Below are 26,571 nucleotides of genomic sequence, written 5' to 3'. Positions count from 1 at the left end.
CGGGCGCGTCCGGTGTCAGTGGCTTCTGGTTAAGTTGGGGCTGTGAGCAGCGAGAACGAGCAGCCCGGCAGCGACGCGCAGGACGCGGCGCCGGAGCAGCTCGCGCTCATCCGGGAGACCGTGCGCAAGGCCGCCGTGCCGCGGGCGAAGCCGCGCACCTGGCGCGGCGCGGACCTCGCCCCGGAGCTTCCGGTGGCCCGGGTGCTCGTCGACAAGGGCGTCCTCCACCTCGACCGGTACTTCGACTACGCCGTGCCGGCCGAGCTCGACGCCGATGCCCGGCCCGGTGTGCGGGTGCGGGTGCGGTTCGGGGCCGGGCGCGGGCGGGTGCACGGCGGGCGGCGCGAGGGCGGCGGGCTGATCAGCGGCTATCTGATCGAGCGGATCGCCGAATCCGACTACTCGGGGCCGCTGGCCGCACTCGCCCAAGTCGTCTCGCCCGAGCCGGTGTTGAGCCCCGAGCTGCTCGGGCTCGCGCGGGCTGTTGCGGACCGGTACGCGGGCAGCCTCGCCGACGTGCTCCAGCTGGCCATCCCGCCGCGCAACGCACGGGCGGAGGCCAAGGCCTCGCCCCCGGCCCCGCCCGCCCCGCCGAAGCCGGCCCCCGGCACCTGGGGGCGCTACGGACAGGGGCCCGCCTTCCTGGACGCGCTCGCCTCGGGCGGGGCGCCGCGCGCCGTGTGGAACGCGCTGCCGGGGCCGCACTGGGCCGAGGAGCTGGCGCGGGCGGTCGCCGCCACGCTCGCGTCCGGCCGTGGCGCGCTGGTCGTCGTACCGGACGGCAAGACCGCGGGCCGGGTCGACGCCGCGCTCACCTCCGTACTCGGCGAGGGCCGGCATGCGCTGCTCACCGCGGACGCCGGTCCGCAGAAGCGGTACGAGGAGTGGCTGGCCGTGCGCCGCGGCTCCGTGCGGGCCGTGGTCGGCACGCGGGCCGCGATGTTCGCTCCCGTGCAGGACCTCGGCTTGGTCGCGATCTGGGACGACGGCGACGACAACCACAGCGAGCTGCATGCCCCGCAGCCGCACGCACGCGATGTGCTGCTGCTGCGTGCGGCCCATGACAAGTGCGCCTTCCTGCTCGGCAGTTGGAGCTGCACCGTGGAGGCGGCACAGCTCGTCGAGAGCGGGTGGGCGAAGCCGCTGACCGCCGACCGGGAGCAGGTGCGGAGGGCCGCGCCCCTCGTCCGTACCGTCGGCGACGGCGATGTGGCCCGGGACGCAGCGGCGCGGGCCGCACGACTGCCCTCGCTCGCCTGGCAGGTCGCCAAGGAAGGGCTGAAGCACGGGCCCGTGCTCGTGCAGGTGCCCCGGCGCGGTTACGTGCCGAAGCTCGCGTGCGAGCGCTGCCGTGAGCCCGCACGCTGCCGGCACTGCGCCGGACCGCTGGAGGCCCAGGGCGCAGGAGCGCTGCACTGCGCGTGGTGCGGGCGTACGGAGGGGGAGTGGCACTGCCCCGAGTGCGGGTCGTTCAAGCTGCGGGCCCAGATCGTCGGGGCGCGGCGTACCGCCGAGGAGCTGGGGCGGGCGTTTCCGTCCGTGCCGGTGCGCACCTCCGGGCGCGAGCACATCCTGGAGTCCGTGCCCGACCAGCCGGCCCTGGTGGTGTCCACCCCGGGGGCCGAGCCCGTGGCCGAGGGCGGATACGCGGCGGCGCTGCTGCTCGACGGCTGGACGATGCTCGGCCGGCCGGATCTGCGCGCCGGCGAGGACGCGCTGCGCCGCTGGATCGCCGCCTCCGCGCTCGTCCGGGGACAGAGCGCCGGGGGCACCGTGGTGGTGGTCGGGGAGCCGACGCTGCGGCCCGTGCAGGCGCTCGTGCGCTGGGACCCGGTGGGGCATGCCGTGCGGGAGCTCGCCGAGCGGGCCGAGCTGGGATTTCCGCCCGTGTCGCGGATGGCCGCGGTGTCGGGGCGGCCGGAGGCGGTCGCGGAGTTCCTGGCCGGGGTCGAACTGCCGCCGGACGCCGAGGTGTTGGGGCCCGTACCGCTGCCCGTCTCCGATCCCGCGCAGCCGCGGCGGCCGGGCGCGGTGCCGGTCGGCGAGGTCTGGGAGCGCGCGCTGGTGCGGGTGCGGCCGGGCAGCGGGGCCGCACTCGCCGCCGCGTTGAAGGCGGCGCAGGCGGGGCGGATGGCGCGGGGAGCGGGCGCTTCGGGTGCTTCGGGCGCCGAGTCCGGGGTGCGGATCAGGATCGATCCGCCGGATATCGGCTGAGGCGAGTCGGGGGCGCTCGCAGGGGTTGCGGAGGTGTGGCGGCGGCGCCTTCGCGTACGGGCTCACGTACGTGTACGAGCTTGCGTACGTGTACGGGCTCACGTCCGCGTACGGATCGCCGCACCCGCAACAGCCCAAAATGCCCCCGCTCCAGGCACTGTGCGCCTGGAGCGGGGGCAATGGGGGATCGGCCCGGCCCGGTGGGCGGGAGCGACGGGAAGGGCAGCAGGGTCGGCGTCCTGCTGCCTTTCAGTCGGTCACCCGTTGCGGGGGCCGGGGAAGGCGCCCGGACGCGGGTCCTCGCGCAGCACCGGGCCCGCGGGGGTCTCCCGCAGCACCGGGCTGCCCGAGGTGGGCTGGGTCGGCATGGAGCGGGCGGCGGGCACGGAGGGCAGGCCCGCACCGACGCCCACCGGACGCGCTGCCGTGGTGTCGGCGGCGCGCTCGGCCTCGGCGGCGGCCTGAGCCGTCGCACGCCGTGCTCCGTAACGGCGGTGCACCGCCTGCTTGGTGACCCCGAGCGCGGATCCCACCGCGTCCCAGGAGAAGCCGAGCGAACGGTCGAAGTCCACCGCCGCCGTGACCAGGGTCTCTACGCTGTCCCGCAGCTCCTGGGCAAGACGGACGGTGGGGGCGGGGGCGCGCCCGTACACGACGAAGCCCGTGGAGGGGCCGGAGCGGCGCGGGCGGTAGACGTTGCCCAACTGGGCGGTGAGGGTGCGCAGTGCGTCCACCTGCCGGCGGACCCGCTCGATGTCCCGCACAAGAAGATGCAGGCTGGCCCTTGCCTGGGCGTCGTGGGTTGCGTGGTCGGCCATGAACAAGCCTCTCGAACCGGCGTTGAAAAGGATCGGGCCGCGATCGCGGCCCGTATGTGGTCAACTCTTTCTTGACCAACGCGTCAGCCGTGGATGTGGTCACGGTGGAGGGGCGTATGCGCATATGCGCGGGGCGCGCGGCGGATTGCACGCCCCCGGGGAGCCCGTCGCGCGGTGTCCCGCGCGGCCGCCGGGCCGGGCACGCACCTCGGGGCGCCCCGCGCGGGCCGACGGCCTCATAGACTGGTGCGCTGCTCGTCACGTTCCCGCCCGAGAGGCACTCAGCCACCGATGAAGCTGGTCTTCGCAGGCACCCCCGAGGTCGCCGTCCCCGCTCTTGACGCCCTGATCGCCTCCGGCCGGCACGAGGTGGCCGCCGTCGTCACCCGGCCCGACGCCCCGGCGGGCCGCGGCCGCCGGCTCGTCGCGAGCCCCGTCGCCGAACGGGCCGAGGAGGCGGGCATCGAGGTGCTCAAGCCGAACCGGCCGCGCGACGAGGAGTTCCTCGCGCGGCTCCGCGAGATCGCCCCCGACTGCTGCCCGGTGGTCGCCTACGGCGCACTGCTGCCGAAGGTGGCGCTCGACGTGCCGGCGCGCGGCTGGGTCAACCTGCACTTCTCGCTGCTGCCCGCCTGGCGCGGTGCCGCGCCCGTGCAGCACGCGATCATGGCGGGGGACCAGATCACGGGTGCGTCCACGTTCCTGATCGAGGAAGGGCTCGACTCCGGGCCGGTGTTCGGCACGATCACCGAGGAGGTGCGGGCCACCGACACCAGCGGTGACCTGCTCACCCGCCTGGCGTTCGCGGGGGCCGGACTGCTCGAGGCGACCATGGACGGCATCGAGGACGGCAGCCTCAAGGCCGTGCCGCAGCCCGCGGACGGGATCTCGCTCGCCCCGAAGATCACCGTCGAGGACGCCCGGATCGACTGGTCCGCGCCCGCGTTGCGCGTCGACCGCGTGGTGCGCGGCTGCACCCCGGCGCCCGGCGCCTGGACGGTCTTCCGCGGCGAGCGGCTCAAGCTGATCGCCGCCGCCCCCGTCACCGACCGCACCGACCTCGCGCCCGGAGCCGTCGCCGCCGGCAAGAACAACGTGTACGTCGGCACCGGTTCGCACGCCGTCGAGCTTCTGTGGGTCCAGCCGCAGGGCAAGAAGCCGATGAAGGCGGCGGACTGGGCGCGCGGCGTACGGATCGCGGAGGGGGAGCGGGTCGGCGCCTGACGGCACGGCCCCGCCGGATCCGCCGCTCTCCCCGGGCCGCCCAACGGCCCACGGTCCCGGCACCGCCGCTGCCCCCGAGCCGCGCACCGGCCCACGGCCTGGCACCGCCACCGCCCCCGGCCCGGCACCGCCCACCGCCCCCGGCCCGGCACCGTCCGACGGCGCCGGGCCGAGCCATGAGCCCGCCCGTACGCTGGTAGGGCCTGAACCATTCGGAATCCGGAGCACCTTCACGTGAACGACAAGCCCCGCGGCCGTCCCCCGCGCAAGCACCGCCGCCCCCAGAAGGACCCGGTGCGCATCCTCGCCTTCGAGGCGCTGCGGGCGGTGGACGAGCGGGACGCCTACGCCAACCTCGTCCTGCCGCCGCTGCTGCGCAAGGCGCGCGAGAAGCACGGGCCCGACGGGACATTCGACGCGCGGGACGCCGCCCTCGCCACCGAGCTCGTGTACGGCACGCTGCGCCGGCAGGGCACCTACGACGCGATCATCGCCGCCTGCGTGGACCGGCCGCTGCGGGAGGTCGACCCGCCCGTGCTCGACGTCCTGAGCCTCGGCGCCCATCAGCTGCTCGGCACCCGTATCCCGCCGCACGCGGCCGTGTCCGCCACCGTGGAACTGGCGCGTGTGGTGCTCGGCGACGGCCGCGCCAAGTTCGTCAACGCCGTGCTGCGGCGGATCGCCGGCGACGACCTCGACGGCTGGCTGGAGAAGGTGGCGCCGCCCTACGACGAGGATCCCGAGGACCACCTCGCGATCGTGCACTCGCACCCGCGCTGGGTCGTCTCCGCGCTGTGGGACTCGCTCGGCGGCGGCCGCGCGGGCATCGAGGACCTGCTCGAAGCCGACAACGAGCGGCCCGAGGTCACCCTCGTGGCCCGCCCCGGCCGCATCACCGGCACCGAGCTGCTCGACGCGCTGCCCGCCGACACCGCCGTGCCCGGCCGCTGGTCCCCGTACGCCGTGCGGCTCACCGAGGGCGGCGAGCCCGGGGCGCTCGAACCGGTGCGGGAGGGACGGGCCGGCGTGCAGGACGAGGGCAGCCAGCTGGTGGCGCTCGCCCTCGCCAACGCGCCTGTCGAAGGCTCCGACACCCGCTGGCTCGACGGCTGCGCGGGCCCCGGCGGCAAGGCGGCCATGCTGGCCGGACTCGCCTCCGAGCGCGGCGCGTTCCTGCTGGCCTCCGAGAAGCAGCCGCACCGCGCGGGCCTGGTCGCCCAGGCGCTGCGCGGAAACCCCGGCCCGTACCAGGCCATCGCCGCCGACGGCACCCGGCCGCCGTGGCGCCCCGGCACCTTCGACCGGGTCCTGATGGACGTGCCCTGCACCGGACTCGGCGCCCTGCGCCGCCGCCCCGAGGCCCGCTGGCGCCGCCGCCCCGAGGACCTGGAGGGCTTCGGGCCGCTCCAACGGGCCCTGCTCACCGAGGCGTTGGAGGCCGTACGGGTGGGCGGAGTCGTCGGTTACGCGACCTGCTCCCCGCACCTGGCCGAGACCCGCGCGGTGGTGGACGACGTCCTCAAGCGCACCCCGGGCGCCGAACTCATCGACGCCCGGCCGCTGCTGCCGGACGTGCCGGCCCTGGGCGAGGGCCCGGACGTCCAGCTGTGGCCGCATCTGCACGGCACGGACGCGATGTATCTGGCGCTGATCCGGCGGACTGCCTGAGCGGTCGTACGGACGGTGTGTGGGCGTGAGTCCGGGCCCCTCGACCTCGGTCGAGGGGCCCGGACGCGTTTCGAGGCCGCTGCCTGCGGCGCAGCCGGGTACGCCCCCAACTCTCAATCCCGCACGGCCGGTTCAGCCGACGCCGACTCTGCCCTCGGTGACGGCACCCGTCCCGGGTCCTCCTTCGCCAGCGGATGCGGCCACCACACCTTCCCGCCCACGTCCAGGAACAGGGACGTGACCAGGACCGAGCGGACGACGAAGGTGTCCAGGAGGACGCCCAGGGCGACCGCGAAGCCGATCTCGGCGAAGGCCACCATCGGCAGGGTCGCCAGGGCGGCGAACGTGCCGGCCAGGACGAGACCCGCCGAGGTGATCACCGCTCCGGTCGCCGACAGGCCCGTCAGGACGCCGGGACGGGTGCCCTTGCGCAGGGCCTCCTCGCGGATCCGCGTGGTGAGGAAGATGTTGTAGTCGATGCCGAGCGCCACCAGGAACACGAAGACGAAGAGCGGGAAGTCCGTGGTCTCGCCCGCGTAGTCGAACAGGTATCGGAAGGCCAGCGCGCTGATGCCGAGGGCGGCCGCGAAGGACAGGACCACCGTCGCGATCAGCAGCAGCGGCGCGATCAGCGCGCGAAGCAGCACGATCAGGACCAGGAAGACCACAAGGAGGACCAGCGGGATGATCAGGACGTTGTCATGCGTGGTCGCCTCGTCCATGTCGAGGAGCGCCGCCGTGTTGCCGCCGACCTTGGCGTCCGCGTCCGGGATCGCGTGCACCGCGTCTCGGACACGTTCGACCGTGTCCTTCGCTTCGGCGCTGTCGGAGGGCGAGTCCATGGTCGCTTCGAGCAGGATCCGGCCGTCGTGCTCGGCTTTCGCGCCCGCGACCGGCCGTATCGACTGATCGACCACGCCGTCGGTGTCCGCGATCGCGCGGCCCACCGCCTCGCCCTGCGCCGCGGACGCCACGATGTACAGGGGGTCGCCGGAGCCGGCCGCGAAGTGCTCCTCAAGGACCTGCTGGCCGACGATGGAGTCGGGGGTGTCCGTGAACGCGTCCGCGTTGCTGAGGCCCTCGGCCCGCAGCTGCATGAGGCCCAGCGAGAGCGCCGCGAGGACGATCGCGGTCGCCGCCCAGATGGCCCGTGGGCGGATCGCGATACGTCGGCCGATACGGGCCCACAGTCCCGTCTCCGTCGGCTCGGCCGTGTCGTAGTGCGGAATCACCGGCCAGAAGATCCAGCGGCCGAAGATGACAAGGAGCGCCGGGAACAGCGTCAGCATCGCGAGCAGGGCGACGGCGACACCGATGGCGGCCACCGGGCCGAGGCCGCTGGTGGAGTTCATCTCGGCGAACAGCAGCACCAGCATGCCCAGCATCACGGTCGCGCCCGAGGCGAGCACGGCCGGGCCCGCGCGGTGCAGGGCGAGGGCCATGGCCTCGTGGCGGTCGGCGTGCCGGTGCAGCTCCTCGCGGTAGCGGGCGACGAGCAGCAGTGCGTAGTCCGTGCCCGCGCCGAAGACGAGGACGGTGAGGATGCCCGCGCTCTGCCCGTTCACGGTCAGCCCGGCGTTCTCGGCGAGCAGATAGATGATCGCCTGGGCCGTGAACAGCGCGCCCACCACGGACAAGAGCGGGACGAGCAGGAGGGAGGGGCTGCGGTAGGTGATGAGCAGCATCACGATCACCACGCCCATGGCGGCGAACAGCAGCGTGGAATCGATGCCTTCGAAGGCCTCGGAGAAGTCGGCAGAGGTGCCGCCCGGGCCCGTCATGTACACCTTGAGACCGCCGGACCCGTCGCCCGCGACCTCGCGCAGCGAGTCCACCGCGGGCGCGATCCGCTCCCAGCCCTTCTCGTCCATCGTGATCGGCACGAAGACCTGGGCGGCCGCCGCCGGGTCCTTCTCGGACTCGAAGGGGCCCTGGGTCTCGGTGCCGCGGATCCCGTGGTCGGTCAGCTTCTTGAACGCGGCGACATCCTCGGCGATCTTCGCCTTGTCGGCCTCGGTGAGTCCTCCGTCGCGTACGTAGAGGACCACGGCCGGCAACTGCTCGGGCCGGAAGTCCTCGGCCAGCTCCAGGACTTGGGTGGATTCGGCGTCGCCCGGCAGCCAGGACGCGTTGTCGTTGTCCTGGGCGTCGGTGAGCTTCTGGGCGAGCGGCGACATCAGGACGATGGCCACGAGCCAGAGCACGAGCACGACCCATTTCGAGCGCCTGCCGCACACGAGCCAGGCCACACCGCGCCGTTGGCCCGCGGCGGGCGGTGCTTCCCCGGTGCTGCCCGCCGTCCCCGGGTCCCGCTCCGAGTCCGTGTTCGCGGCCTTGCTCGCGTCTTTGCTCGCGTCCCTCTGCGCGTCCGGCACGACGCATCCCCCCAAATAGGTGCCCACCCCACATAACGGCCACGATCGCCGGGCGACAGAATGGCACGGCGGACCGTGATCCGGGGCGGAATCCGGGCCTATGGGTCCTGGGCCTGCTACCGCGGAGGGCAACGCTCCCCGGACATGGCAGGCTTGGGGCATGGCCGTTCAGATCAGTCCCAGCATCCTGTCCGCCGACTTCGCCCGCCTCGCCGACGAGGCAAAGGCCGTCGAAGGCGCCGACTGGCTCCATGTCGACGTCATGGACAACCACTTCGTCCCGAACCTCACACTCGGCGTCCCGGTCGTAGAGTCCCTGAGCCGTGCGACGGACACTCCGCTGGACTGCCACCTGATGATCGAGGACCCCGATCGCTGGGCACCCCAGTACGTCGAAGCGGGGGCCTCCTCCGTCACCTTCCACGTCGAGGCCGCCGCCGCGCCCGTACGGCTCGCGCGGGAGATCCGCGCCAAGGGCGCCCGCGCCTCCATGGCGCTCAAGCCGGCTACCCCCATCGAGCCCTACGAGGACCTGCTCCCGGAGCTCGACATGCTGCTGATCATGACCGTCGAGCCGGGCTTCGGCGGCCAGGCCTTCCTCGACATCATGCTGCCCAAGATCCGTCGCACCCGTGAGCTGATCGCCAAGCACGGCCTGGAGCTGTGGCTGCAGGTGGACGGCGGGGTCGCCGAGTCCACCATCGAGCGCTGTGCCGAGGCGGGCGCCGACGTGTTCGTGGCGGGCTCCGCCGTGTACAGCCAGCCGGACCCGGCCGCGGCCGTCCGCGCCCTGCGCGCCAAGGCCGAGACGGCCACCGCATCGGCGGCCTGGGCCTGCGGTCACTGACCGGCTGGGTCTGCGGCCAACGAGCGGCCTGGGTCTGCGGTCGCCGACCGCCCTGCGGCTGGGGTCACTGACCGGACACCCTCGGTAAGCGGTCTGCGGGTGTCGCGCAGGCCGGCGGGAGATGAACGGGCGGGTTCCGTACCGAACGCAGCCCATCAGGACTGATCAAGCACCGCCGGATCTGCAAGGATGAACGGCGAGTCGCCCAGTGGCTCGCCTCAATACAGCGTGTGAACAGCAGTGAGGAGATCGCCGTGACGGGCATGTCAGCGGGGAGGCCAGCCCTGCGGATGGGACCCGCTGAGCTGGTGCAGGCGGCAGCCATGGCGCGCCGCTTCTACCTGGAGGGCAAGTCCAAGATCCAGATCGCGGAGGAGTTCGGCGTCAGCCGCTTCAAGGTCGCGCGGGTCCTGGAGACCGCTCTCGAAAGAGATCTCGTACGGATCGAGATCAGGGTCCCGGCAGAGCTGGACGCCGAGCGTTCCGACAAGCTGCGGGCCCGCTACGGCCTGCGGCACGCGGTCGTCGTGGAGTCGCCCGCCGAGTCGGAGGAGCAGTCGCCCGACCCCGAGAACCTGGGCGAGGTCGCGGCCGACCTGCTCGGCGAGCTGGTGAACGAGGGCGATGTGCTCGGTCTGGCCTGGGGCCGGTCCACCATCCACATGGCGGCCGCGCTCGACCGGCTGCCGCCGTGCACCGTGGTCCAGCTGACCGGTGTGTACGACGCCGGGACCGCCGAGCGCGGGTCCGTCGAGGCGGTCCGCCGCGCCGCCCAGGTCTCCGGCGGCGACGCGCACCCGATCTACGCGCCGATGCTGCTGCCCGACGCGGCCACGGCAGCCGCGCTGCGCAACCAGACGGGCATCGCGCGGGCCTTCGAGTACTTCGACAAGGTCACCGTCGCGTGTGTGTCCATCGGCTCCTGGGAGCCGGGCATCTCGACCGTGCACGACATGCTCAGCGACGAGGAGCGGGCGCACTACGCCTCGCTCGGCGTCGCCGCGGAGATGTCGGCGCACCTCTTCGACGCCGACGGCCGCCGTGTCGGACGTGACTTGGGCGAGCGCTGCATCACGGTCGAGGCCGACCGGCTGCGCCGGATCCCCGAGGTCGTGGCCATCGCGGGCGGTCAGCGCAAGGCGGCGGCCATCGACGCGGTGCTCCGCTCCGGGCTCGTGACCAGCCTGGTCACGGACACGGCCGCGGCGGACCACCTGCTGTCGGCCGGCTCCGCCCCGAAGCCCGCCCTGGACCGGGCGGACCCGGACGGGGAGTAGGGCTGGGGGAGGGCTTCCCGGGGGCCCGGAGGGGCAGTGCGGGGAGGTCCGGCGGGGGGCTGCATGCGGAGGTCCGGCGGACGGCTTCATGCGGCGGCTCGGCAGGCGGGTTTCGCGCGCGGTCCGGCAGTGGGGCTTGACGCGGCGCCTGGCGTGCGGGATTGAGCGCGCAGGCCTGGCGTACGGGATTCATGCGCAGGCCCGGCGTACGGGCATCCGGCGAGGTCGGCCTCGCGCGCGAGGCAGGCCCATGGACGTGGTCTTGCGCGCACGGGCCGGCCGACGGGGCCTCGGGACCTCAGGTCGTCACCCGTAAATCCGCCTCGCGTTTCCGGCGCCGATCAGGTCAGTGACCCGGTCGGCGTCGGCAGCCGACCACAGGTCACGCGCGGCCCAGCCGCCGACGACCTCCGCCACGGCCTCGCGGAACAGCCGCGCACCGGCCACATACAGCTCGGGCAGTCCGTAGGCGTCGGTCGAGAAGAGCAGTTTTCCGAACGGCGCCAGCTCCAGGAACTCCGCGAGGACGGCCGCCGCCCGCGCCCCCGTGTGCCCGAGCGTCAGGCCCACGTCGGCGTAGACGTGCGGGTGGACCTGCGCCAGATAGCCCGCCTGGCGGTGGTACGGGTAGCAGTGCAGGAGCACGAGGGTGCACCTGGTCGGGCGTACGGCCTCGATGAACTCCGTCAGGAGCAGCGGATCCGCCCGGTGCAGCCGCAGATCCGGATCGCCGAAGCCGGTGTGCAGCTGGAGGGGGCGTCCCGTCCGGGCCGCGGACCACAGCAGATGACGCAGGAGTACGGGATCGGTGAGGCGGGCGCCGCGCGCGGGCAGCCAGCGGGCGAGGGCCTCGCGGACGGCCTGCCGGCCGGGCGGTTCGGGCGGCAGGGCGAGGCCGTGGCGGTAGGCCGCCACGGACTTGAAACCGGCGGCCGTACGGGCCGCCTGCCGCACCGACTCCGCGAACGCTTCCAGGAACGCGTCGGGATCCGTGGTGGCCCGGGCGAGCGACTCCGCCAGGTGCTCCAGGCGGACGATCTCGCGGGCCGGTGAGCCGGCGAGCGCGGAGAGTTCCCCGGGCGGGGTGAGGTCGCCGGGCAGGCCGGTGTCGACCAGGTACTCGGAGATGTCCGCAGCGCGCAGCAGCCTGCGGGCGGCCTCCTGCCAGCCGATCCGGGAGCGTGCCTCGAGGTAGGCATCGGGCGGGCAGTGCGGGTCGAGGCCCAGCGCCGGCGGGCACAACCGGCGCACGGCGAAGCCGAGTTGGGTGTCGAAGAAGCTGGTGCCCGGCGGGGCGGGGTCGGCGGACTCGGTGAGATACGCCTCGAAATCGGCCCGGCTCAGATCGCGGCGGACCAGGCCGTGGCAGTGGTGGTCGAGGAGGAGGGGGCGGGCCGGGGTGCTCACGGGCGGTGCGTCCACGGATGGGGCACTCGCGGGCGCCGCGCTCACGGGCGGCGCGTCAGCCGTCGGGTCGTCGATGCGTCCGGGAAGGTCGTCCTGAGGCATCAGTACCGGTCCCGCGTCGCCTCGGCGATCTCCTGCGGCCTCGCGCCCTCGAAGAGCTTCTCCTCCGCGGTGCGTACCGCGATCACCGCCTCGGCCAGTGCCTCGCCGAGCGCCTCCCGCAGCACGCGCGACTCCGCGAAACGCGCCACCGCGGCCGTCAGCGAGGTGGGCAGCCGCCGCTCGCCGCGCCGCACGGGGTCGCCCACGACCGGCGTGGGCAGCGCGAGCCGGGACTCCAGGCCCGCGAGCCCGGCGGCGATCACCGCGCCCACGACGAGATACGGATTGGCGGCCGGATCGAAGCACTTGATCTCGGCATTGGGATTCGTGCCCGCGATGAATCGAAGCGCGGCCTCCCGGTTCTCCAGGCCCCAGCACTGGAAGGCGCCCGCCCAACGGGACGGCTCCAGACGCAGATAGCTCGCGGGGGAGGGGGCGCCGAGCGCGAGCAGGGCGGGGAGTTCGGCCAGGATGCCGGTGAGGAACGGCTCGCAGGCGTCCGTCATACCGAACGGGCCGTCGCCGCCCCCGCACAGATTGCGGCCGCCGCTCCACAGACTCAGGTGCAGATGGCGGCCGTTGCCGGTGCGCCCCGCCTCGACGGCCGGGCCGAACCACGCGGTGAGCCCGTGCGCAAGGGAGACTGCGCGGACCGTCTCGCGCACCAGGACCGCCTGGTCCGCTGCGCCCACCGGATCCGTCGGCCCGCACGAGAGCTCGAACTGGCCGTCCCCGTACTCGGGATGGAGCTGAAGCACCTCGACTCCCTGGTCCCGCAAGGCGGTCAGGAGCGCGTCCAGATACGCGGACAGCTCCACGACGCGGGCCATGCCGTACGCGGCGCCGGTGCAGGCGTACGCATCGCCGCGCCGTACGACCCACTCCGTCTCGAACCCCATCCGCAGCTCGATGCCCTGCTCGGCGGCCCGCCGCACCATCGCACGGGCGAACTGCCGCTGGCAGGCCTCGTACGGACGGCCGTCCTGATGGAAGCGGTCGACCGGCGCCCAGGCCCAACCGGGCTGTGCGGCAAGGGGCGTGAGCCGGGTGAGGTCCGGGCGCAGCCGCAGGTCGCCGTCGGGGCCGCCGATGTGGGCGCTGGTGGTGATCGAGTCGTCGACCAGGTAGACGTCGAAAACGGGGGACATGCCGACGCCCTGCTCGGCGGCCTCGCGCAGCCGCGCGAGCGGAACCGTCTTGACGCGGGTGTGTCCCGCCACGTCCACCCAGGTCAGGGCGATGGCGTGCACACCTGCCGCTTCGAGGTCCCAGCCGCGAGGGACCGAGGCGTCTTCGTCCAACGGCTCGGAGAACGCGCCGTACCCGCTCTCCCCGCCGTAGTCCTCCGGCTCACCGGAACCGCCGTTCAGCGCGTCCGCGATCCACCTGCCCGGCCAAGGCCCGCCCATCGCCGTCTCCCCCTTCAGCGCCGCAGGGCCAGCACCGCGTCCACGGTGTCCGCCTCGGCGGCCGTCTTGTCCTCCCGGTACCGCACCACCCGGGCGAAGCGCAGGGTCACGCCCTCCGGATAGCGGGTCGAACGCTGTACGCCGTCGAAGGCCACCTCGACCACCAGCTCGGGCCGCACCTTCACCACCCAGCCGTCGTCCTCGACCGCGAGCTCCTGGAGCCGCTCGGTCTGCCAGGCGAGCACCGCGTCGGTGAGGCCCTTGAACGTCTTGCCCAGCATCGCGAACGAACCGTCCTGCCGCCGAGCCCCCAGATGCAGATTCGACAGCTTTCCGGTCCGCCGTCCATGTCCCCATTCCGCCGCGAGCACCACCAGGTCCAGTGTGTGCACCGGCTTGACCTTCACCCACGAGGCCCCGCGCCGGCCCGCGCTGTACGCCGCGTCCAGGCCCTTGACCACCACGCCCTCGTGGCCGCGCGCCAGGGTCTCCTCCGCGAACGCCCTTGCACCTTCCCGCTGTTGTCCGTCGGCGGGGTCCGCCACCTCGTAACGCCGTACCCGGCGCGGCTCGGGCGCGATGCGGGCGAGCTCGGCGTGCCGGTCGCGCAACGGCAGATCGAGCAGATCGCGGCCGTCGATGCTCAGGAGGTCGAAGAAGACGGGGAACAGCGGCAGCTCGGCCTGCGCGCCCGGGATGTCGAGCGAGGAGCCCACGCGGCCCGCGATGTCCTGGAAGGGCAGCGGGCGCCCCTCGGGGCCGAGCGCGATCACCTCGCCGTCGAGCACGGCCCTGGTCGCGGTCAACTCCTGTGCGGCCGCGACGACTTCGGGGAGCCGTTCGGTGATCTCGTCGAGGGTGCGGGTGAAGATCCGTACGCTGTCGCCGTCGCGGTGGACCTGCACCCGGATGCCGTCCAGCTTCTCCTCGACCGCACAGGGCCCCACCAGGTCGATCGCCTCGTCCACGTCCTTGGCGGTCTTGGCCAGCATCGGCAGCACCGGGCGTCCGACATCGAGCCGGAAGGCGTCGAGGGCGGCGGGTCCGTCGGCGATCAGGGCCTGGGCGACGGTGTCGAGGCGGCCCGCGAGCATCACCGCGCGGCGTACGGCGGCCGGCGGCACCCCGTGCGCCGCGGCGAGACCGTCCACGGCCAGGGCGTCGAGGGCTCCCTGGCGCAGTTCGCCGCCGATCAGACCGGCAAGGAAGCGCTGCTCCTCCTCGGTGGCGGCGGCGAGAAGCTCGTGCAGCAGCCGTTTGCGCTCGGTCTGCGCCCCCTTGCCGGCGACGGCCGCGATGCGGTCGAAGGTCGCGTGCACGCCCTGGACGGTCAGCGTCGCCGTCTCGGCCGGCGCCTGCTTCTCGCGGAACGCCGTCCAGCCCACATTGAGCTTGCGCTGCGGCAGGCGTCCGGCGAGATACGAGACCACGAGCGGCGCCTCCTCGGGCGCCATCCGCGCGAAGAGCCCGGCGAGCAGCTCGGTCTTCTTGTTGCGCGCGGAGGTGTCGGCGATCTCCCGCGATGTCCGTGCCACGTCGGCGAACAGCATGCCTTCATCGTGGACCACGGGGGCGGCGGGCGCAGGGGGCGGGGTGGCGTGGTGTGGGGAGTGGGGGCGGGTTGGAGCGGCGCTCGGTGGGAGCGTCGCGTGGTCGGGACGAGGGCGTTTCGCCGTCGGGACGGGGATGTCGCGTCGTGCCGCTTCTCGTCGGTACGGAGGCGTCTCGCGGTCGGTACGGCGTCGTTTCGCCGTCGAGGCTGAAGCGTCTCACGGTCGGTACGGGGCCGTTTCGCCGTCGAGACGGTGGCGTCTCGTCGTCGGTACGGAGCCGTAGCGCCGTCGGTACGGTGCCGTCGCCTCCTCGACGCGAGCGGTCCGGCGCCGCACCGGTGATGCCCCGTGCACCGCGGCCATCGCCGACCGGCGGGACGGCGTCGCCCGTGGCAGCATCGGCCGCATGTACCCCCGGCACCCCCGCCACCGCCGCGCCCCGGCCCTCGCTCTGCTCGTCGGCGTGCTGTGTGCGCTGCTGCTCGTGGGGTGCGGGTCCGGCAAGGATGCTCCGGCGCCCGAAGCCACGGCCTCGCAGGAGGCGGCGCCGCCCTCGCGTTCGGCCGGGCAGCCCACCCCTGCCTGGGCCAAGGGCTTCGCCACCGTTCCCGAAGCCGCACTGCCCGCCGAGGCCCGGCAGACGCTGCGCCTGATCGACGCGGGCGGCCCCTTCCCGTACGAGAAGGACGGCGCGTACTTCGGCAACTACGAGCGGATTCTGCCGCGCCAGAAGCGCGGCTACTACCGCGAGTACACGGTGCGCACACCGCGCGAACGCGACCGCGGCGCGCGCCGTATCGTGGCCGGCCGAGGCGGAGAGTTCTTCTACACGGACGACCACTACGAGACGTTCAAGGCGGTCCTGCGATGACACGCGGCTCCAGCGCATCGGCGGAAGGCGCACCGGGCGAGTCCGAGGAGTTCGGCGACTCGCCGAGCCCGCGCGACACCGGCCCCGCCGGGTGCCCGCCCGGACAGTGGGCCGGCGCACCCCAGCCGCTCGCGGCGCTCACCGAGGCCGCCCGCGGCACCGAGCTGCCCTTCCACGTGCTCGACCTGTCCGGCGTGACGGACAAGGCCGCATTCCTGACCGCGTGCGCCACGACCCTCGCCTTCCCGTCGTGGTTCGGCCGCAACTGGGACGCCCTGGCCGACTGTCTGAGCGATCTGGCCCCCGGCACGGTCGTGGTGGTCTCCGGCTGGCGCGCCTACGCCGACGCGCGGCCCGAGGAGTGGGAGACGGCGCAGGAGATCCTCACCGAGGCGGGACCGGTTACGGCACTCCTCGCGCTGGAGCCGTAGCCCGTAGCCGAGGGCGCGAGGCCCGAAGCCAAGGGCACGAGGCCCGAAGCTCTACGCTTCCCGCGACGATTCCCCTCCCGAGGAGCGACACCGTGTCCGACCTGCCCAACCTGCCCGACCGCGCCCCCGCGTACCCCTACTCCGAGGCCCTGAGCCCCGAGGCCGCACCGCAGCCGCACGAGCAGCTGAAGCCCGCGCTGTGGCTGCTGGGCACCTGGCGCGGGCGGGGACGCGGCGGCTATCCCACGCTCGACGGCGAGTTCACGTACGCGCAGGAGGTCACCTTCTCGCACGACGGGCGCCCCTTCCTGCGGTACGAGGCCCGGGCCTGGCTCATCGACGACGAGGACGGACCGCTGCGGCCCGCCGCACGCGAGAGCGGCTGGTGGCGGGTGCAGCCCGAGGGGCGCGTCGAGGCGCTGATCACCCAGCCCACCGGCATCGCCGAGATCATGGTCGGCACCCTCGGCGAAGGGCTGACCGACCTGTCCTCGCACGGCGTGGCGCTCACCCCCACCGCCAAGGACGTCACCGCCACCCGCCGCCGCTACACCCTCACCGAGGACTCCGTGCTCGACTTCGTGCACGATCTGGCGGCAGTGGGTCACTCGCTGCAGCACCACCTCGGGGCCAGGCTGCGACTCGAGGGCTGAGCGCACACCGAGCGCGGGGACCGTACGCAGTACCGCGTGAGCGAGGCAACGCTGCGCACCGTACTGACAACTGACGACCCGTCAGTTACGGTCTGCCGCATGTTCTTCTCGGTGGGGTTCCCGACGCACAGGGTGGACGCGGGCGCCGATCTGATCGGCGCCGACGCGATCATGGAGATGGCGTGTGCGGCCGAGGCCGCCGGGTTCGACGCGGCCTTCGTGACCGACCACCCCTTCCCCGGCGACGCGTGGCTGGCGCACGGCGGCCACCACACCCTCGACCCGCTGGTCGCCCTGTCCTTCGCCGCCGCCGCGACCAGCATGCTGCGGCTGCACACCAACCTGTTCGTGCCCGCGTACCGCAACCCCTTCGTCGCGGCTAAGACGATCTCCACCCTCGATGCGCTGTCCGGGGGGCGGGTGGTCCTGGGGGTGGGCGCGGGCTACCTGGAGCCCGAATTTGCCGCCCTGGGCGCCGACTTCGAGGGCCGCAACGACCGGCTCGACGAGGCGCTGCGTGCCATGAGGGCGGCGTGGACCGGCGAGTCCGTGACGTTCGAAGGCTCCGGCTACACGGCAGCCGGCAACACCATGCTGCCCCGGCCCGTGCAGGAGCGGATCCCCGTGTGGATCGGCGGCAACAGCAAGCGCGCGATCCGCCGCGTCGTCGACCTCGGAGACGGCTGGCTCCCGATGCCGGCTCCGGCGAAGGCCTCCAAGGCCCTGCGCACCCCCGGCATCGAGTCGCTCGCCGACCTGCGGGCCCGGCTCGACTACCTGGAGGAGTACGCGGCCTCGGTGGGGCGCACCGATCCGGTGGACGTCACGTTCATGCCGCGGGGCCTCAGCATGTTCGCGGGGGCAGGCCTCGACGCCGGGGCCGTGGTCGACGATCTGTCCGAGCAGGCCGCCGTGGGCGTCACCGGGGTGACGATCGCGCTGCCCGCCCGGACGCGCGCCGAGTGGCTCGACCAGGTGGCGGCCTTCGGCGAGGACGTGATCCCGCACGTGAAATGACTCCGCGAGGGAGGCGACCTCGCACGTGAAACAACCGCGCACCCGACGAGGTCTCACACCCGACGAGGCCTACTGGCTGATCGCACGAAGATCACCCGGAACCCCTGGACGATCCGCCCGGGCGGCGCATCGCCGAGGTCATGGGAGAATGAAGTACGTGCGTTTTGCCTCGGCACACCTGCTCGAGGTCCCCTCCGATCGACTGGGATGTACTGCACGTGCGTTTCCTCAATGACATCAAGCCGCCGTACGACCTGACGTACGACGATGTGTTCATGGTGCCGAGCCGCTCCGCCGTGGGCTCCCGCCAGGGTGTGGACCTCGCGTCCCCGGACGGCACGGGCACCACCATTCCGCTGGTCGTCGCCAACATGACCGCGATCGCCGGACGGCGTATGGCCGAGACCGTGGCCCGCCGCGGCGGCCTCGTGGTCATTCCGCAGGACATCCCGATCGAGGTCGTCACCGACGTCATCTCCTGGGTCAAGACGCGCCACCACGTGCTCGACACCCCGATCGTGCTCGCCCCGACGCAGACCGTGGCCGACGCGCTGTCCCTCCTCACCAAGCGTGCGCACAACGCCGGCGTGGTGGTCGACGGGGACAACCGGCCGATCGGTGTCGTCACCGACCAGGACCTGAACGGCGTGGACCGCTTCACGCAGCTGTCCGAGGTCATGTCCAAGGACCTGCTGCTGCTCGACGCGGACATCGACCCGCGCGAGGCCTTCAACAAGCTGGACAACGCCAACCGCCGCTACGCCCCGGCCGTGGACCGGGACGGCAAGCTCGCCGGCATCCTCACGCGCAAGGGCGCGCTGCGCGCGACCCTCTACACCCCGGCCGTGGACGCCAAGGGCGGCCTGCGCATCGCCGCCGCCGTCGGCATCAACGGCGACGTGGCGGGCAAGGCGAAGCAGCTCCTCGACGCCGGTGCGGACACCCTGGTCATCGACACGGCCCACGGCCACCAGGAGTCGATGATCGAGGCGATCAAGAAGGTCCGCGCGCTGGACCCGCAGGTCCCGATCGTCGCGGGCAACATCGTCGCCGCCGAGGGCGTCAAGGACCTCATCGAGGCCGGCGCGGACATCATCAAGGTCGGTGTCGGTCCGGGTGCGATGTGCACCACCCGCATGATGACCGGTGTGGGCCGCCCGCAGTTCTCCGCGGTTCTGGAGTGCGCGGCCGAGGCGAAGAAGTACGGCAAGCACGTGTGGGCCGACGGCGGTGTCCGTCACCCGCGTGACGTCGCCATGGCGCTCGCCGCCGGTGCGTCCAACGTCATGATCGGCTCCTGGTTCGCCGGGACGTACGAGTCGCCGGGCGACCTGCACGAGGACGCCGCGGGCAAGCTCTACAAGGAGTCCTTCGGCATGGCCTCCGCGCGTGCCGTCAAGAACCGCACCTCCGAGGAGTCCGCCTACGACCGCGCCCGCAAGGCGCTGTTCGAGGAGGGCATCTCCACCTCGCGCATGTACCTCGACCCGCAGCGTCCGGGCGTCGAGGACCTGATCGACTCGATCATCGCCGGTGTCCGCTCCTCCTGCACCTACGCCGGTGCGGGCTCCCTCGCGGAGTTCGAGGAGAAGGCCGTGGTCGGCATCCAGTCCGCCGCCGGTTACGCCGAGGGCAAGCCGCTGCACGCCAGCTGGAGCTGATCGGCGGGGCAACACCTCTGTTCACGGCCCTGATCGTCTCCGTACGATCAGGGCCGTGGTACGTCCAGCCCTCGCCGCAGGCCGCGCGCTCGCCGTGCTCGACTACTTCGCGGCGCATCCCGAACAGTCGTACTCGCTCAGCGAGTTGAGCGAAGCGCTCGACATCAACCTGGCCTCGCTGCTCTCCGTGCTCCAGGCCCTCACCGACGCCGGGTACCTCGCCCGCCATCCGCAGCGCAAGACGTACGGGCTCGGGATGTCCCTGGTCGCGGCGGGACACGCGGCGCTCACGCGGCACCGTGTCGTCGACCGGGCGCGCAGTGAACTGCGGGCGCTGGCCGCCGAGTCGGAGGCCGAGTTCGTGGTCAGCGCCGTCGCGGGGGACAGCATCGTCATCCTCGCCGTCGAGGGCCGCGGCCGGCTGCCGGAGGTGTGGGCCGGGCAGCGGCTGCCGCTGCTTCCGCCGCTCGGGCAGGTGTTCCTCGCCTGGGCGGGCACGGCCTCCGGGGAGATCAGACGCTGGCTCGACCGGACGGCGGTCGGTGCGCCGCTGCCGCGCCATCTGGACGCGGCCATGGCCGTCGTACGGGAACGGGGCTGGTCCGCGAACCGGGACACGCCGGCCAGGCGTGCGCTGGGCGAGGCGCTCGCCCGCCTCGCGGACGCGCCGCGGGACGCCGGACTGCGGGCGCGCGTGGCCGAGTTGGTGGTCTCGCTCGGCGAGGACTACGAGGTCCTCTCGGTGGCGGACCAGGAGCGCTACCGCCTCGCCACGCTGTCCGCGCCGGTGTTCGACCAGCACGGCACGGTGGCCCTGGCGCTCACTGCCACCGGCCTGCCCGAGCTCGACGGGGCCCGGCTCACCGCCCTGGCCTCGCAACTCACGGATGTGGCGGGCGTGTTGGGGAAGGAGATCGGCGGCAGGCCCCCGGTACTGTCGGCCGGGTGAAGATCATCGCCTGCCGTGCCGAGGACCTCGGTCTGCTCGACGCGCATCTGCCCTCCGCCAGTGCCGAGTCCCATCACGCCGCCCGGTTCGCGCGGCAGGAGGCGGGGGAGTCCACGTATCTGCTCGCCTGGCGCGACGGTCTGCCCGTGGGGCACGGCGAGGTGCGGTGGCATGGGTGCGCGGCGCCCGAGGTGCGGGCGGCGGTGGCGCGGCGTATCGCCCCCGAGGCCGTGACCTCCGGCGGGCCCTCCGTTTCCGGCCCGACCCCGGCGTCCGGCTGCCCCGAGATCAACGGGCTCGCGGTGGCCGAGCACCTGCGGTCCCAGGGCATCGGGACCGCGCTCATCCACGCCGCCGAGGACCTGGCGCGCGCCCGCCGCCTGCCCGCGATCGGCCTCGGTGTCGACGAGACCAATCCGCGGGCGGCGGCGCTGTACGCGCGCCTGGGATACGAGGCGTTGGTGCCCTACGTGGACCGCTGGTCGTACGTGGACCGGGGCGGGCTGCGGGTGGAGTGCGCGGACGCGTGCACGTTCCTGGTCAAGAGGCTGTAGAGCTCTGGCCGGTGGCTGTAGAGCTGTGGTCAGAGGCTATGGAGCCCTGGCCGGTGGCTGTAGAACTCTGGGCAGTGGCTGTGGAGCTCTGGTCAGTGGCTGTGGCGCGCGCCGGATCCGCGGCGCCCGCCGCCCGTAGCGCCTCCACCACCCCCTGCGCGATCAGCCCGTGCCCCTCGTCCCCGGGATGCACCCCGTCCACCATGTGCTCGGCGGCGATCAGGCGCGCGCCGGAGAGCAGGTGCACCTGCTTGTCGACCAGGTCCGTGACCGCGCGCTCCTGGGCCACCCGCAGCTCGGCGAGGGTGGCGCCGAGTGCGTTGGGGGTGTTCTCGGCGTCGGGGCGTACGACCGGGGAGACGACGAGGACCGGAACCTCCGGGTGGGCCGCGCGCACCAGGGCGAGGAACGCCCGCGTCGTCTCGTACAGGAGCGCGGACGAACTCGGCGTACGGCTCCAGCAGTTGGTGCCGAACGCCAGCGTGATCAGGTCCGCGGGGAGCGAGCCGAGCTGCTGTGCCGAGGCGAGCTCGCCCCGGGCGGCGCCCGCGTAGCCGAGGTTCACGGCGTCCAGGCCGAGCGCGCGACCGGCCCGTGCGGGCCAGGCGAGATGCGGACGTGACGAGGTCCAGCCCTCGCTGATGGAGTCGCCGTACACCAGCCAGCGGGGGCGTGCCGGTGCGGGGCGCAGCGTGCCGCCGACCGCCCGCACCTCGTGCACCACCGGGCGCAGCACCTCCGGCAGGTGCAGCGTGAACACACCGTCCAGAGCCGCTTCCAGACGTATGACCTGATCCGGGCCCGGGACGACGGCCGCCTCCGCCACCGTCTCCTCGCCCCGGAGCAGCGTGAACACCGGCTCGACGTGGCGGTACGCGTCCGCCGGCAGCGGGTCCCGGCAGGAGAAGCGGACCTCGACGCCCGTGGCGGCCTCCGCCGTGCACTCGAGCCGCACGCCTGCCGGCACCGTCGCGCGCTCCCACGTGTCGCCCGGGAGCCGGTCGCGGTCGGCGGGGTCGGCGCGCACCGGGACGCCGTCCGCGTCCAGCCAACTCACCCCGCGCAGCAGCCCGTTCACCGTGCCCTGCCGAGCGTTCACTTCGCACCGCCGATCGTCGGATAGGGGAACTTCACGCCCACCCCGCCGTCCACGACGAGGGTCTGACCGGTCACGTACGAGGCGAGGGGCGAGGCCAGGAACAGCAGGGCGGCGGCGATGTCCGAGGTCTCGGCGACCCGGCCGAGCGGAGCGTTCCCGGCATTGCGGGCCCGGCCCTCCTCGCCGAGGAGCGCGGCGACCCGGGGCGTCCAGACGACCCCGGGGGCGACCGCGTTGACCCGTACGCCCCGCGGCCCGTACTCGACCGCCGCCGAGCGGACCAGCGAGATCAGGCCCGCCTTCGCCGCGCCGTACGCGGCGTGCAGCGGCGCCGCCGTCAGGCCCGATACGGAGGCGACGAAGACCAGCGGGCCGCCGCCCGAGGCCGCCACCGCCTCGCCCCCGTACTCGATCGCGAGCCGCGCGTGGCGCAGGACGAGGTCGAAGTGCCAGTCCCACTCCTCGTCGTCCAGGTCGGCCAGCGCTTTGTAGCGGGCCATGCCCACGATGTCCACGACCCCGTGCACGGCCCCCAACTCCCGTACGGAGTCGGCGAAGAGGTCACGCACTGCCGCCCGTCGCGTCACGTCCGCCACGTACGCGAGCGAGCCCGTCTCGGCGGCGACCGCCTCCGCCCGCTCCTTGTCCAGGTCCACGCAGACCACGCGCGCGCCCGATGCGGTGAGCGCGTGCGCGGTCTGCCGTCCGATGCCGTTGCCCGCGCCGAGGACCACGAAGCCGCGGCCGTCCAGGCGGGCCAGGCCGGGGTAGTCGGGGACGGGGGAGTCGTCCAGGGGCGGCTGCCCGGCCGTCCCGGCCTCCGGGGTCGCGCCTGGCTCCGCGGTCCTGCCGGGCTCCGTGGCCGCCCCAGCCGCCCCAGCCGCGCCGGGATCCGCGCTCATGCGGGCCTCCGCGGCTGGTACGCCGCCAGCTCCGGGATGACTTCCTTGCCCAGGATCTCGATGGTCCGAAGGATCTCCTGGTGCTCCAGATAGCCCCACTGCACGTAGCAGATCAGCTGGTCGATGCCGAGGTCGGCGTAGTGCTTGGCCTTGCGGATCACCGTCTCCGCGTCGCCGATCAGGATCATGTCCCCGTCGTTGAACTCCCGTACCGGAACGTGCCCTTCGAGGATCGGCTTCAGGAAGGGGAAGGTGCGGTCGCGCTCCTCGGGGGAGAGGTGGGGGAGCTCCCAGTCGAGCGTGAACTGGGCCAGGTTGCTGTACCACCAGGCCACCGAGTCCCAGACCCGCTGGGAGGGCTTGTCCGCCACGTGCACCAGCGTGTACGCGCTGACGCGGTTCGTCGTGACGTCGGTGAGGGGCGACGGGTCCAGCGCGGCCTGCCGGTACGCCGCGACCTGCTCCGCCATCTTCTCCAGCGGCTGCATGATCGAGAAGGACAGCAGCCCCATCCCCGCGGCCCCGGCCACCTCCGCCGAGCCCGCCGAGGTCGCGGCCATCCACGCCGGCGGATGCGGATCCTGTACGGGCTTCGGGGTCACCATGCGGCGCGGGAAGGAGAAGCGCGGCGACTCGTAGGAGAAGTACTCCTCGCGCCACATGCCCGTCACGATCTCGATGGCCTCGCGCCAGTCCGCCCGGGACAGCTCGCGGTCCACGCCGAACGCGGTCTGCTCCATGGGCGTCGAGCGTCCCGTGCCCCACTCGACCCGGCCGCCGGAGAGGATGTCCACGGCCGCGACCTTCTCGGCGATGCGCTGCGGCGGCGTGAAGCCGAAGGGCGTCAGCGTCACGCCGAAACCGAGGCGGATCCGCTCGGTCAGTGCCGCCAGGTGGCCCAGCAGCACCTCCGGCGCAGGACAGTGCGAACGGCCCTCGCGGAAGTGGTGCTCGACCGCCCAGACGGTGCGGAAACCGACCCGGTCCGCGAGCCTGATCTGCTCCACGGCCTCGCGGTAGGCGCGCTGCTCGGCCTCCCGCTGGCCGTAAGGGTGCGGCTTGTTCCAGGGCTTGGGCACATCGATTTCGTACAGGACGTCCAGGTCCATCCGGGCCTCCGCATCAGGCGCGCACCGCAGCCGTCTCCGCCGCGTGCACGAGCACCGTTTTCGACATGTCGAAAGATGTTTCGCTCAGGCGGCGAGGAGGATGAGCCAGACCTGCGGCTGTGTCAATGCTCACAGCGGCACGAGCGCTCAAGTGGCGGCGCGCAACGAACTGCCGTATTCCGGACGGAAACGCAGGAATCTTGCCGCCGGAGTGAAGATTCACGCGTTACGTAAGTGAATGATCAAGCCGTATGGTTTTGCGGTCCCCCGCAGACCTCTGTGGTTTCCGCCTGCCGTCGAGGAGTACCAAGGTGTCCGTCGCACCACCGCCCCCTGCCACCGGCCAGTCCCTGGTGAGCAGCCTCATGCGCCGCAAGCCCGTCGAGCGTCTCGTCGCCGAAGGCGGTCAGGGCGAGGGCGGCGGACTGCGTCGCACCATGTCGATGTGGCAGCTCACGATGATCAGCGTCGGCGCCACGCTCGGCACCGGCATCTTCGTCGTGCTCGGCGAGGCGGTGCCCAAGGCCGGTCCCGCCGTCACGCTCTCCTTCGTGATCGCCGGTCTGACGGCTCTCTTCTCCGCGCTGTCGTACGCGGAGCTGGCCGGCACGATCCCGGTCGCAGGCTCTTCCTACTCGTATGCATACGCAACCCTCGGCGAGGTCATCGCCTGGGTCTGCGGCTGGTGCCTGATCCTCGAGTACGGCGTCTCGATCGCGGCGGTGGCCGTGGGCTGGGGCGAGTACCTCAACGAGTTCCTCGACGGCACCTTCGGCTTCACGATCCCGGACGCGCTGGCCGCGCCGCCCGGCGACGGCGGCATCATCAACCTGCCCTCGCTGATCCTCGTGCTGCTCGCCGGTGTGGTGCTGCTCGGCGGCTCCAAGGAGTCCGCGCGGGTCAACTCGGTCATGGTCATGGTGAAGATCGCCGCGCTGGTCCTCTTCTGCGCCGTCGGCATCACCGGCTTCCAGTCCGGCAACTACGAGGACTTCATGCCGCTGGGCATGGCCGGCGTCAGTGGCGCGGCCGCCACCCTGTTCTTCTCGTACATCGGCTTCGACGCCGCCTCCACCGCCGGTGAAGAGGCCAAGAACCCGCAGCGCGACCTGCCCCGCGCCATCCTGCTCTCGCTCGGCATCGTCACCGCCCTGTACGTGCTCGTCGCCTTCGTGGCCGTCGGAGCGCGCCCCTGGGAGAACTTCACCGACACCGAGGCCACCCTCGCCGCGATCATGAACGAGGTGACCGGCCAGACCTTCTGGGGCACGGTGCTCGCCGCCGGCGCGGTCATCTCCATCGCCTCCGTCGTGCTCGCCGTCCTCTACGGCCAGACCCGCATCCTCTTCGCGATGTCCCGCGACGGCCTGATCCCGAAGTCCTTCGCCAAGGTCCACGCCCGCAGCGGGGTGCCGCGGATCAACACCGTCTGGGTCTCGCTGTTCTGCGGTGTGCTCGCCGCGGCCATCCCGCTCGGCGAGCTCGCCGACGCCACCAGCATCGGCACGCTCTTCGCCTTCGCCCTGGTCAACATCTCGGTGATCGTGCTGCGCTACACCCGCCCGAACCTGCACCGCTCCTTCCGGGTCCCGTTCGCTCCGCTGTTCCCGGTCATCGGCTTCCTGCTGTGCGCATGGATGATGGTCTCGCTGCGGGCCGTCACCTGGACGGTGTTCGGTCTGTGGATGGCGGTCGGCCTCGCGATCTACTTCGCGTACGGCCGGCGCCGCTCGCGCCTGGCCGTGGAAGAGGCCGAGGCACCCGCCGCAGAGGCGAAGTAAGCCGACGCCCACTCCGGGGCGACGGGAGCCGAAAGCGTCGCCCCGAGGCGAAGTGAACCGAGGAGAAGTGAGTCGCCCGCCGTGCTGAACGAGCTCGATGAACGCATCGTCCACGCCCTCGCCGAGGATGCCCGCCGCTCCTTCGCGGACATCGGCCAGCTGGTCGGCCTGTCGGCGCCCGCGGTGAAGCGGCGCGTGGACCGGCTGCGGGCGACCGGCGCGATCACCGGGTTCACGGTGCGGGTCGACCCGGCGGCCCTGGGCTGGCGCACCGAGGGCTTCGTCGAGATCTACTGCCGCAGCCAGACCTCGCCGGACGCGATCCGGCAGGGCCTGGAGCGCTATCCGGAGATCGCCTCCGCCTCCACCGTGACCGGCGAGGCGGACGCCCTGGTGCAGATCTTCGCGGCGGACATGCGGCACTTCGAGCAGGTCCTGGAGAAGATCGCGGGGGAGTCCTTCGTGGAGCGCACGAAGTCCGTGCTGGTGCTGTCGCCGCTGCTCCGGCGGTACACCTCCGGGGCGCCGTCCTGAGGCGTACGGGTAAGGGGCGGCGTACGCAACGAATCGCCGCCCCACCCGCTTTTCACGCAACGAACAGCGCACCAAGACGCAATGGTCGCGTCTTGTCGCGGTCAGGCCGGGAAACG

At 72.9% G+C, this 26,571-nt stretch carries 22 protein-coding genes; 14 read left to right on the top strand and 8 right to left on the bottom strand.

Annotation, left to right across the window (positions count from 1 at the left end; translation table 11 throughout):
* Nucleotides 1-42: 42 nt before the first annotated feature.
* On the top strand, nucleotides 43-2,214 hold the full coding sequence (locus BLT97_RS10055; RefSeq protein ID WP_093608472.1) for a primosomal protein N': 2,172 nt from the start codon (nucleotides 43-45) through the stop codon (nucleotides 2,212-2,214).
* Nucleotides 2,215-2,471: 257 nt separating this feature from the next.
* Here the strand turns inward: BLT97_RS10055 and BLT97_RS10050 are convergent, their stop codons facing one another.
* Entirely contained in the window at nucleotides 2,472-3,032 is a 561-nt protein-coding gene (locus BLT97_RS10050) for a hypothetical protein (protein ID WP_093608471.1), read from the bottom strand.
* Nucleotides 3,033-3,323: 291 nt separating this feature from the next.
* Here BLT97_RS10050 and fmt point away from each other — a divergent pair, with 291 nt between their 5' ends.
* Both fmt and BLT97_RS10040 read left to right on the top strand, forming a co-directional pair.
* The gene (gene fmt / locus BLT97_RS10045; RefSeq protein WP_093608470.1) at nucleotides 3,324-4,256 is read left to right on the top strand and encodes a methionyl-tRNA formyltransferase; all 933 of its coding nucleotides are present in this window, start codon (nucleotides 3,324-3,326) and stop codon (nucleotides 4,254-4,256) included.
* 234 nt (nucleotides 4,257-4,490) lie between these two features.
* Nucleotides 4,491-5,924, top strand: coding sequence for an RsmB/NOP family class I SAM-dependent RNA methyltransferase (locus BLT97_RS10040; protein ID WP_093608469.1), 1,434 nt, complete (start codon nucleotides 4,491-4,493; stop codon nucleotides 5,922-5,924).
* Nucleotides 5,925-6,037: 113 nt separating this feature from the next.
* Here BLT97_RS10040 and BLT97_RS10035 read toward each other — a convergent pair whose 3' ends face one another.
* Nucleotides 6,038-8,173, bottom strand: a complete 2,136-nt coding sequence (locus tag BLT97_RS10035; RefSeq protein ID WP_245769264.1) for an MMPL family transporter — start codon at nucleotides 8,171-8,173, stop codon at nucleotides 6,038-6,040.
* A gap of 286 nt (nucleotides 8,174-8,459) precedes the next feature.
* Here BLT97_RS10035 and rpe point away from each other — a divergent pair, with 286 nt between their 5' ends.
* Together rpe and BLT97_RS10025 are read left to right on the top strand one after the other, a co-directional pair.
* Nucleotides 8,460-9,146, top strand: a complete 687-nt coding sequence (gene rpe, locus BLT97_RS10030; RefSeq protein WP_093608467.1) for a ribulose-phosphate 3-epimerase — start codon at nucleotides 8,460-8,462, stop codon at nucleotides 9,144-9,146.
* Nucleotides 9,147-9,376: 230 nt separating this feature from the next.
* Nucleotides 9,377-10,423: a sugar-binding transcriptional regulator gene (locus BLT97_RS10025; protein ID WP_093608466.1), complete on the top strand. Its 1,047-nt coding sequence runs from the start codon at nucleotides 9,377-9,379 to the stop codon at nucleotides 10,421-10,423.
* Nucleotides 10,424-10,729: 306 nt separating this feature from the next.
* Here BLT97_RS10025 and BLT97_RS10020 read toward each other — a convergent pair whose 3' ends face one another.
* The 3 genes from BLT97_RS10020 to BLT97_RS10010 all read right to left on the bottom strand — a co-directional run bounded on the left by BLT97_RS10020 (nucleotide 10,730) and on the right by BLT97_RS10010 (nucleotide 14,891).
* Nucleotides 10,730-11,830: an amidohydrolase family protein gene (locus BLT97_RS10020; protein ID WP_093609018.1), complete on the bottom strand. Its 1,101-nt coding sequence runs from the start codon at nucleotides 11,828-11,830 to the stop codon at nucleotides 10,730-10,732.
* Between the two features lie 101 nt (nucleotides 11,831-11,931).
* A complete protein-coding gene (locus BLT97_RS10015) occupies nucleotides 11,932-13,341 on the bottom strand; it encodes a type I glutamate--ammonia ligase (protein ID WP_093608465.1) in 1,410 nt (469 codons plus the stop codon).
* Between the two features lie 14 nt (nucleotides 13,342-13,355).
* Nucleotides 13,356-14,891: an ATP-dependent DNA ligase gene (locus tag BLT97_RS10010; RefSeq protein WP_093608464.1), complete on the bottom strand. Its 1,536-nt coding sequence runs from the start codon at nucleotides 14,889-14,891 to the stop codon at nucleotides 13,356-13,358.
* Between the two features lie 409 nt (nucleotides 14,892-15,300).
* On the opposite strand from BLT97_RS10010, the gene BLT97_RS10005 reads away from it, so the two are divergent.
* The 7 genes from BLT97_RS10005 (at nucleotide 15,301) to BLT97_RS09975 (ending at nucleotide 21,030) form a co-directional block, all read left to right on the top strand.
* Nucleotides 15,301-15,765, top strand: coding sequence for a guanyl-specific ribonuclease (locus BLT97_RS10005; protein WP_093608463.1), 465 nt, complete (start codon nucleotides 15,301-15,303; stop codon nucleotides 15,763-15,765).
* Entirely contained in the window at nucleotides 15,762-16,196 is a 435-nt protein-coding gene (locus BLT97_RS39090) for a barstar family protein (RefSeq protein ID WP_093608462.1), read from the top strand. The genes BLT97_RS10005 and BLT97_RS39090 overlap by 4 nt, the downstream gene beginning before the upstream one ends.
* A gap of 110 nt (nucleotides 16,197-16,306) precedes the next feature.
* The gene (locus BLT97_RS09995) at nucleotides 16,307-16,849 is read left to right on the top strand and encodes a heme-binding beta-barrel domain-containing protein (protein WP_093609016.1); all 543 of its coding nucleotides are present in this window, start codon (nucleotides 16,307-16,309) and stop codon (nucleotides 16,847-16,849) included.
* 99 nt (nucleotides 16,850-16,948) lie between these two features.
* Nucleotides 16,949-17,866 (top strand): LLM class F420-dependent oxidoreductase, encoded by a 918-nt coding sequence (locus tag BLT97_RS09990; RefSeq protein WP_093608461.1) that lies wholly within the window; start codon nucleotides 16,949-16,951, stop codon nucleotides 17,864-17,866.
* Nucleotides 17,867-18,084: 218 nt separating this feature from the next.
* Nucleotides 18,085-19,527 (top strand): GuaB1 family IMP dehydrogenase-related protein, encoded by a 1,443-nt coding sequence (locus BLT97_RS09985; protein ID WP_176953722.1) that lies wholly within the window; start codon nucleotides 18,085-18,087, stop codon nucleotides 19,525-19,527.
* Nucleotides 19,528-19,582: 55 nt separating this feature from the next.
* The gene (locus BLT97_RS09980; RefSeq protein WP_176953721.1) at nucleotides 19,583-20,476 is read left to right on the top strand and encodes an IclR family transcriptional regulator; all 894 of its coding nucleotides are present in this window, start codon (nucleotides 19,583-19,585) and stop codon (nucleotides 20,474-20,476) included.
* A complete protein-coding gene (locus tag BLT97_RS09975; RefSeq protein ID WP_093608459.1) occupies nucleotides 20,473-21,030 on the top strand; it encodes a GNAT family N-acetyltransferase in 558 nt (185 codons plus the stop codon). The genes BLT97_RS09980 and BLT97_RS09975 overlap by 4 nt, the downstream gene beginning before the upstream one ends.
* Here the strand turns inward: BLT97_RS09975 and BLT97_RS09970 are convergent.
* The 3 genes from BLT97_RS09970 to BLT97_RS09960 are packed head-to-tail and all read right to left on the bottom strand — an operon-like array spanning nucleotide 21,017 to nucleotide 24,140.
* Nucleotides 21,017-22,129, bottom strand: coding sequence for a GDSL-type esterase/lipase family protein (locus BLT97_RS09970; protein ID WP_093608458.1), 1,113 nt, complete (start codon nucleotides 22,127-22,129; stop codon nucleotides 21,017-21,019). The two genes, BLT97_RS09975 and BLT97_RS09970, sit on opposite strands and share 14 nt — an antisense overlap.
* The gene (locus BLT97_RS09965) at nucleotides 22,126-23,031 is read right to left on the bottom strand and encodes an SDR family NAD(P)-dependent oxidoreductase (protein WP_093608457.1); all 906 of its coding nucleotides are present in this window, start codon (nucleotides 23,029-23,031) and stop codon (nucleotides 22,126-22,128) included. Before BLT97_RS09965 ends, BLT97_RS09970 begins: the two co-directional genes overlap by 4 nt.
* Entirely contained in the window at nucleotides 23,028-24,140 is a 1,113-nt protein-coding gene (locus BLT97_RS09960; protein ID WP_093608456.1) for an LLM class flavin-dependent oxidoreductase, read from the bottom strand. Before BLT97_RS09960 ends, BLT97_RS09965 begins: the two co-directional genes overlap by 4 nt.
* Nucleotides 24,141-24,505: 365 nt before the next feature.
* Between BLT97_RS09960 and BLT97_RS09955 the strand changes: the two genes are divergently transcribed.
* Nucleotides 24,506-25,921: an amino acid permease gene (locus BLT97_RS09955; RefSeq protein WP_245769262.1), complete on the top strand. Its 1,416-nt coding sequence runs from the start codon at nucleotides 24,506-24,508 to the stop codon at nucleotides 25,919-25,921.
* 81 nt (nucleotides 25,922-26,002) lie between these two features.
* Nucleotides 26,003-26,455 (top strand): Lrp/AsnC family transcriptional regulator, encoded by a 453-nt coding sequence (locus BLT97_RS09950; RefSeq protein WP_093608454.1) that lies wholly within the window; start codon nucleotides 26,003-26,005, stop codon nucleotides 26,453-26,455.
* Nucleotides 26,456-26,571: the final 116 nt, after the last annotated feature.

The organism is Streptomyces indicus (assembly GCF_900100315.1).
Classification (GTDB): Bacteria; Actinomycetota; Actinomycetes; order Streptomycetales; family Streptomycetaceae; genus Streptomyces; species Streptomyces indicus.
Note: the sequence above shows the minus strand (reverse complement) of the source record. Positions and strands in the feature narration are given on the sequence as shown.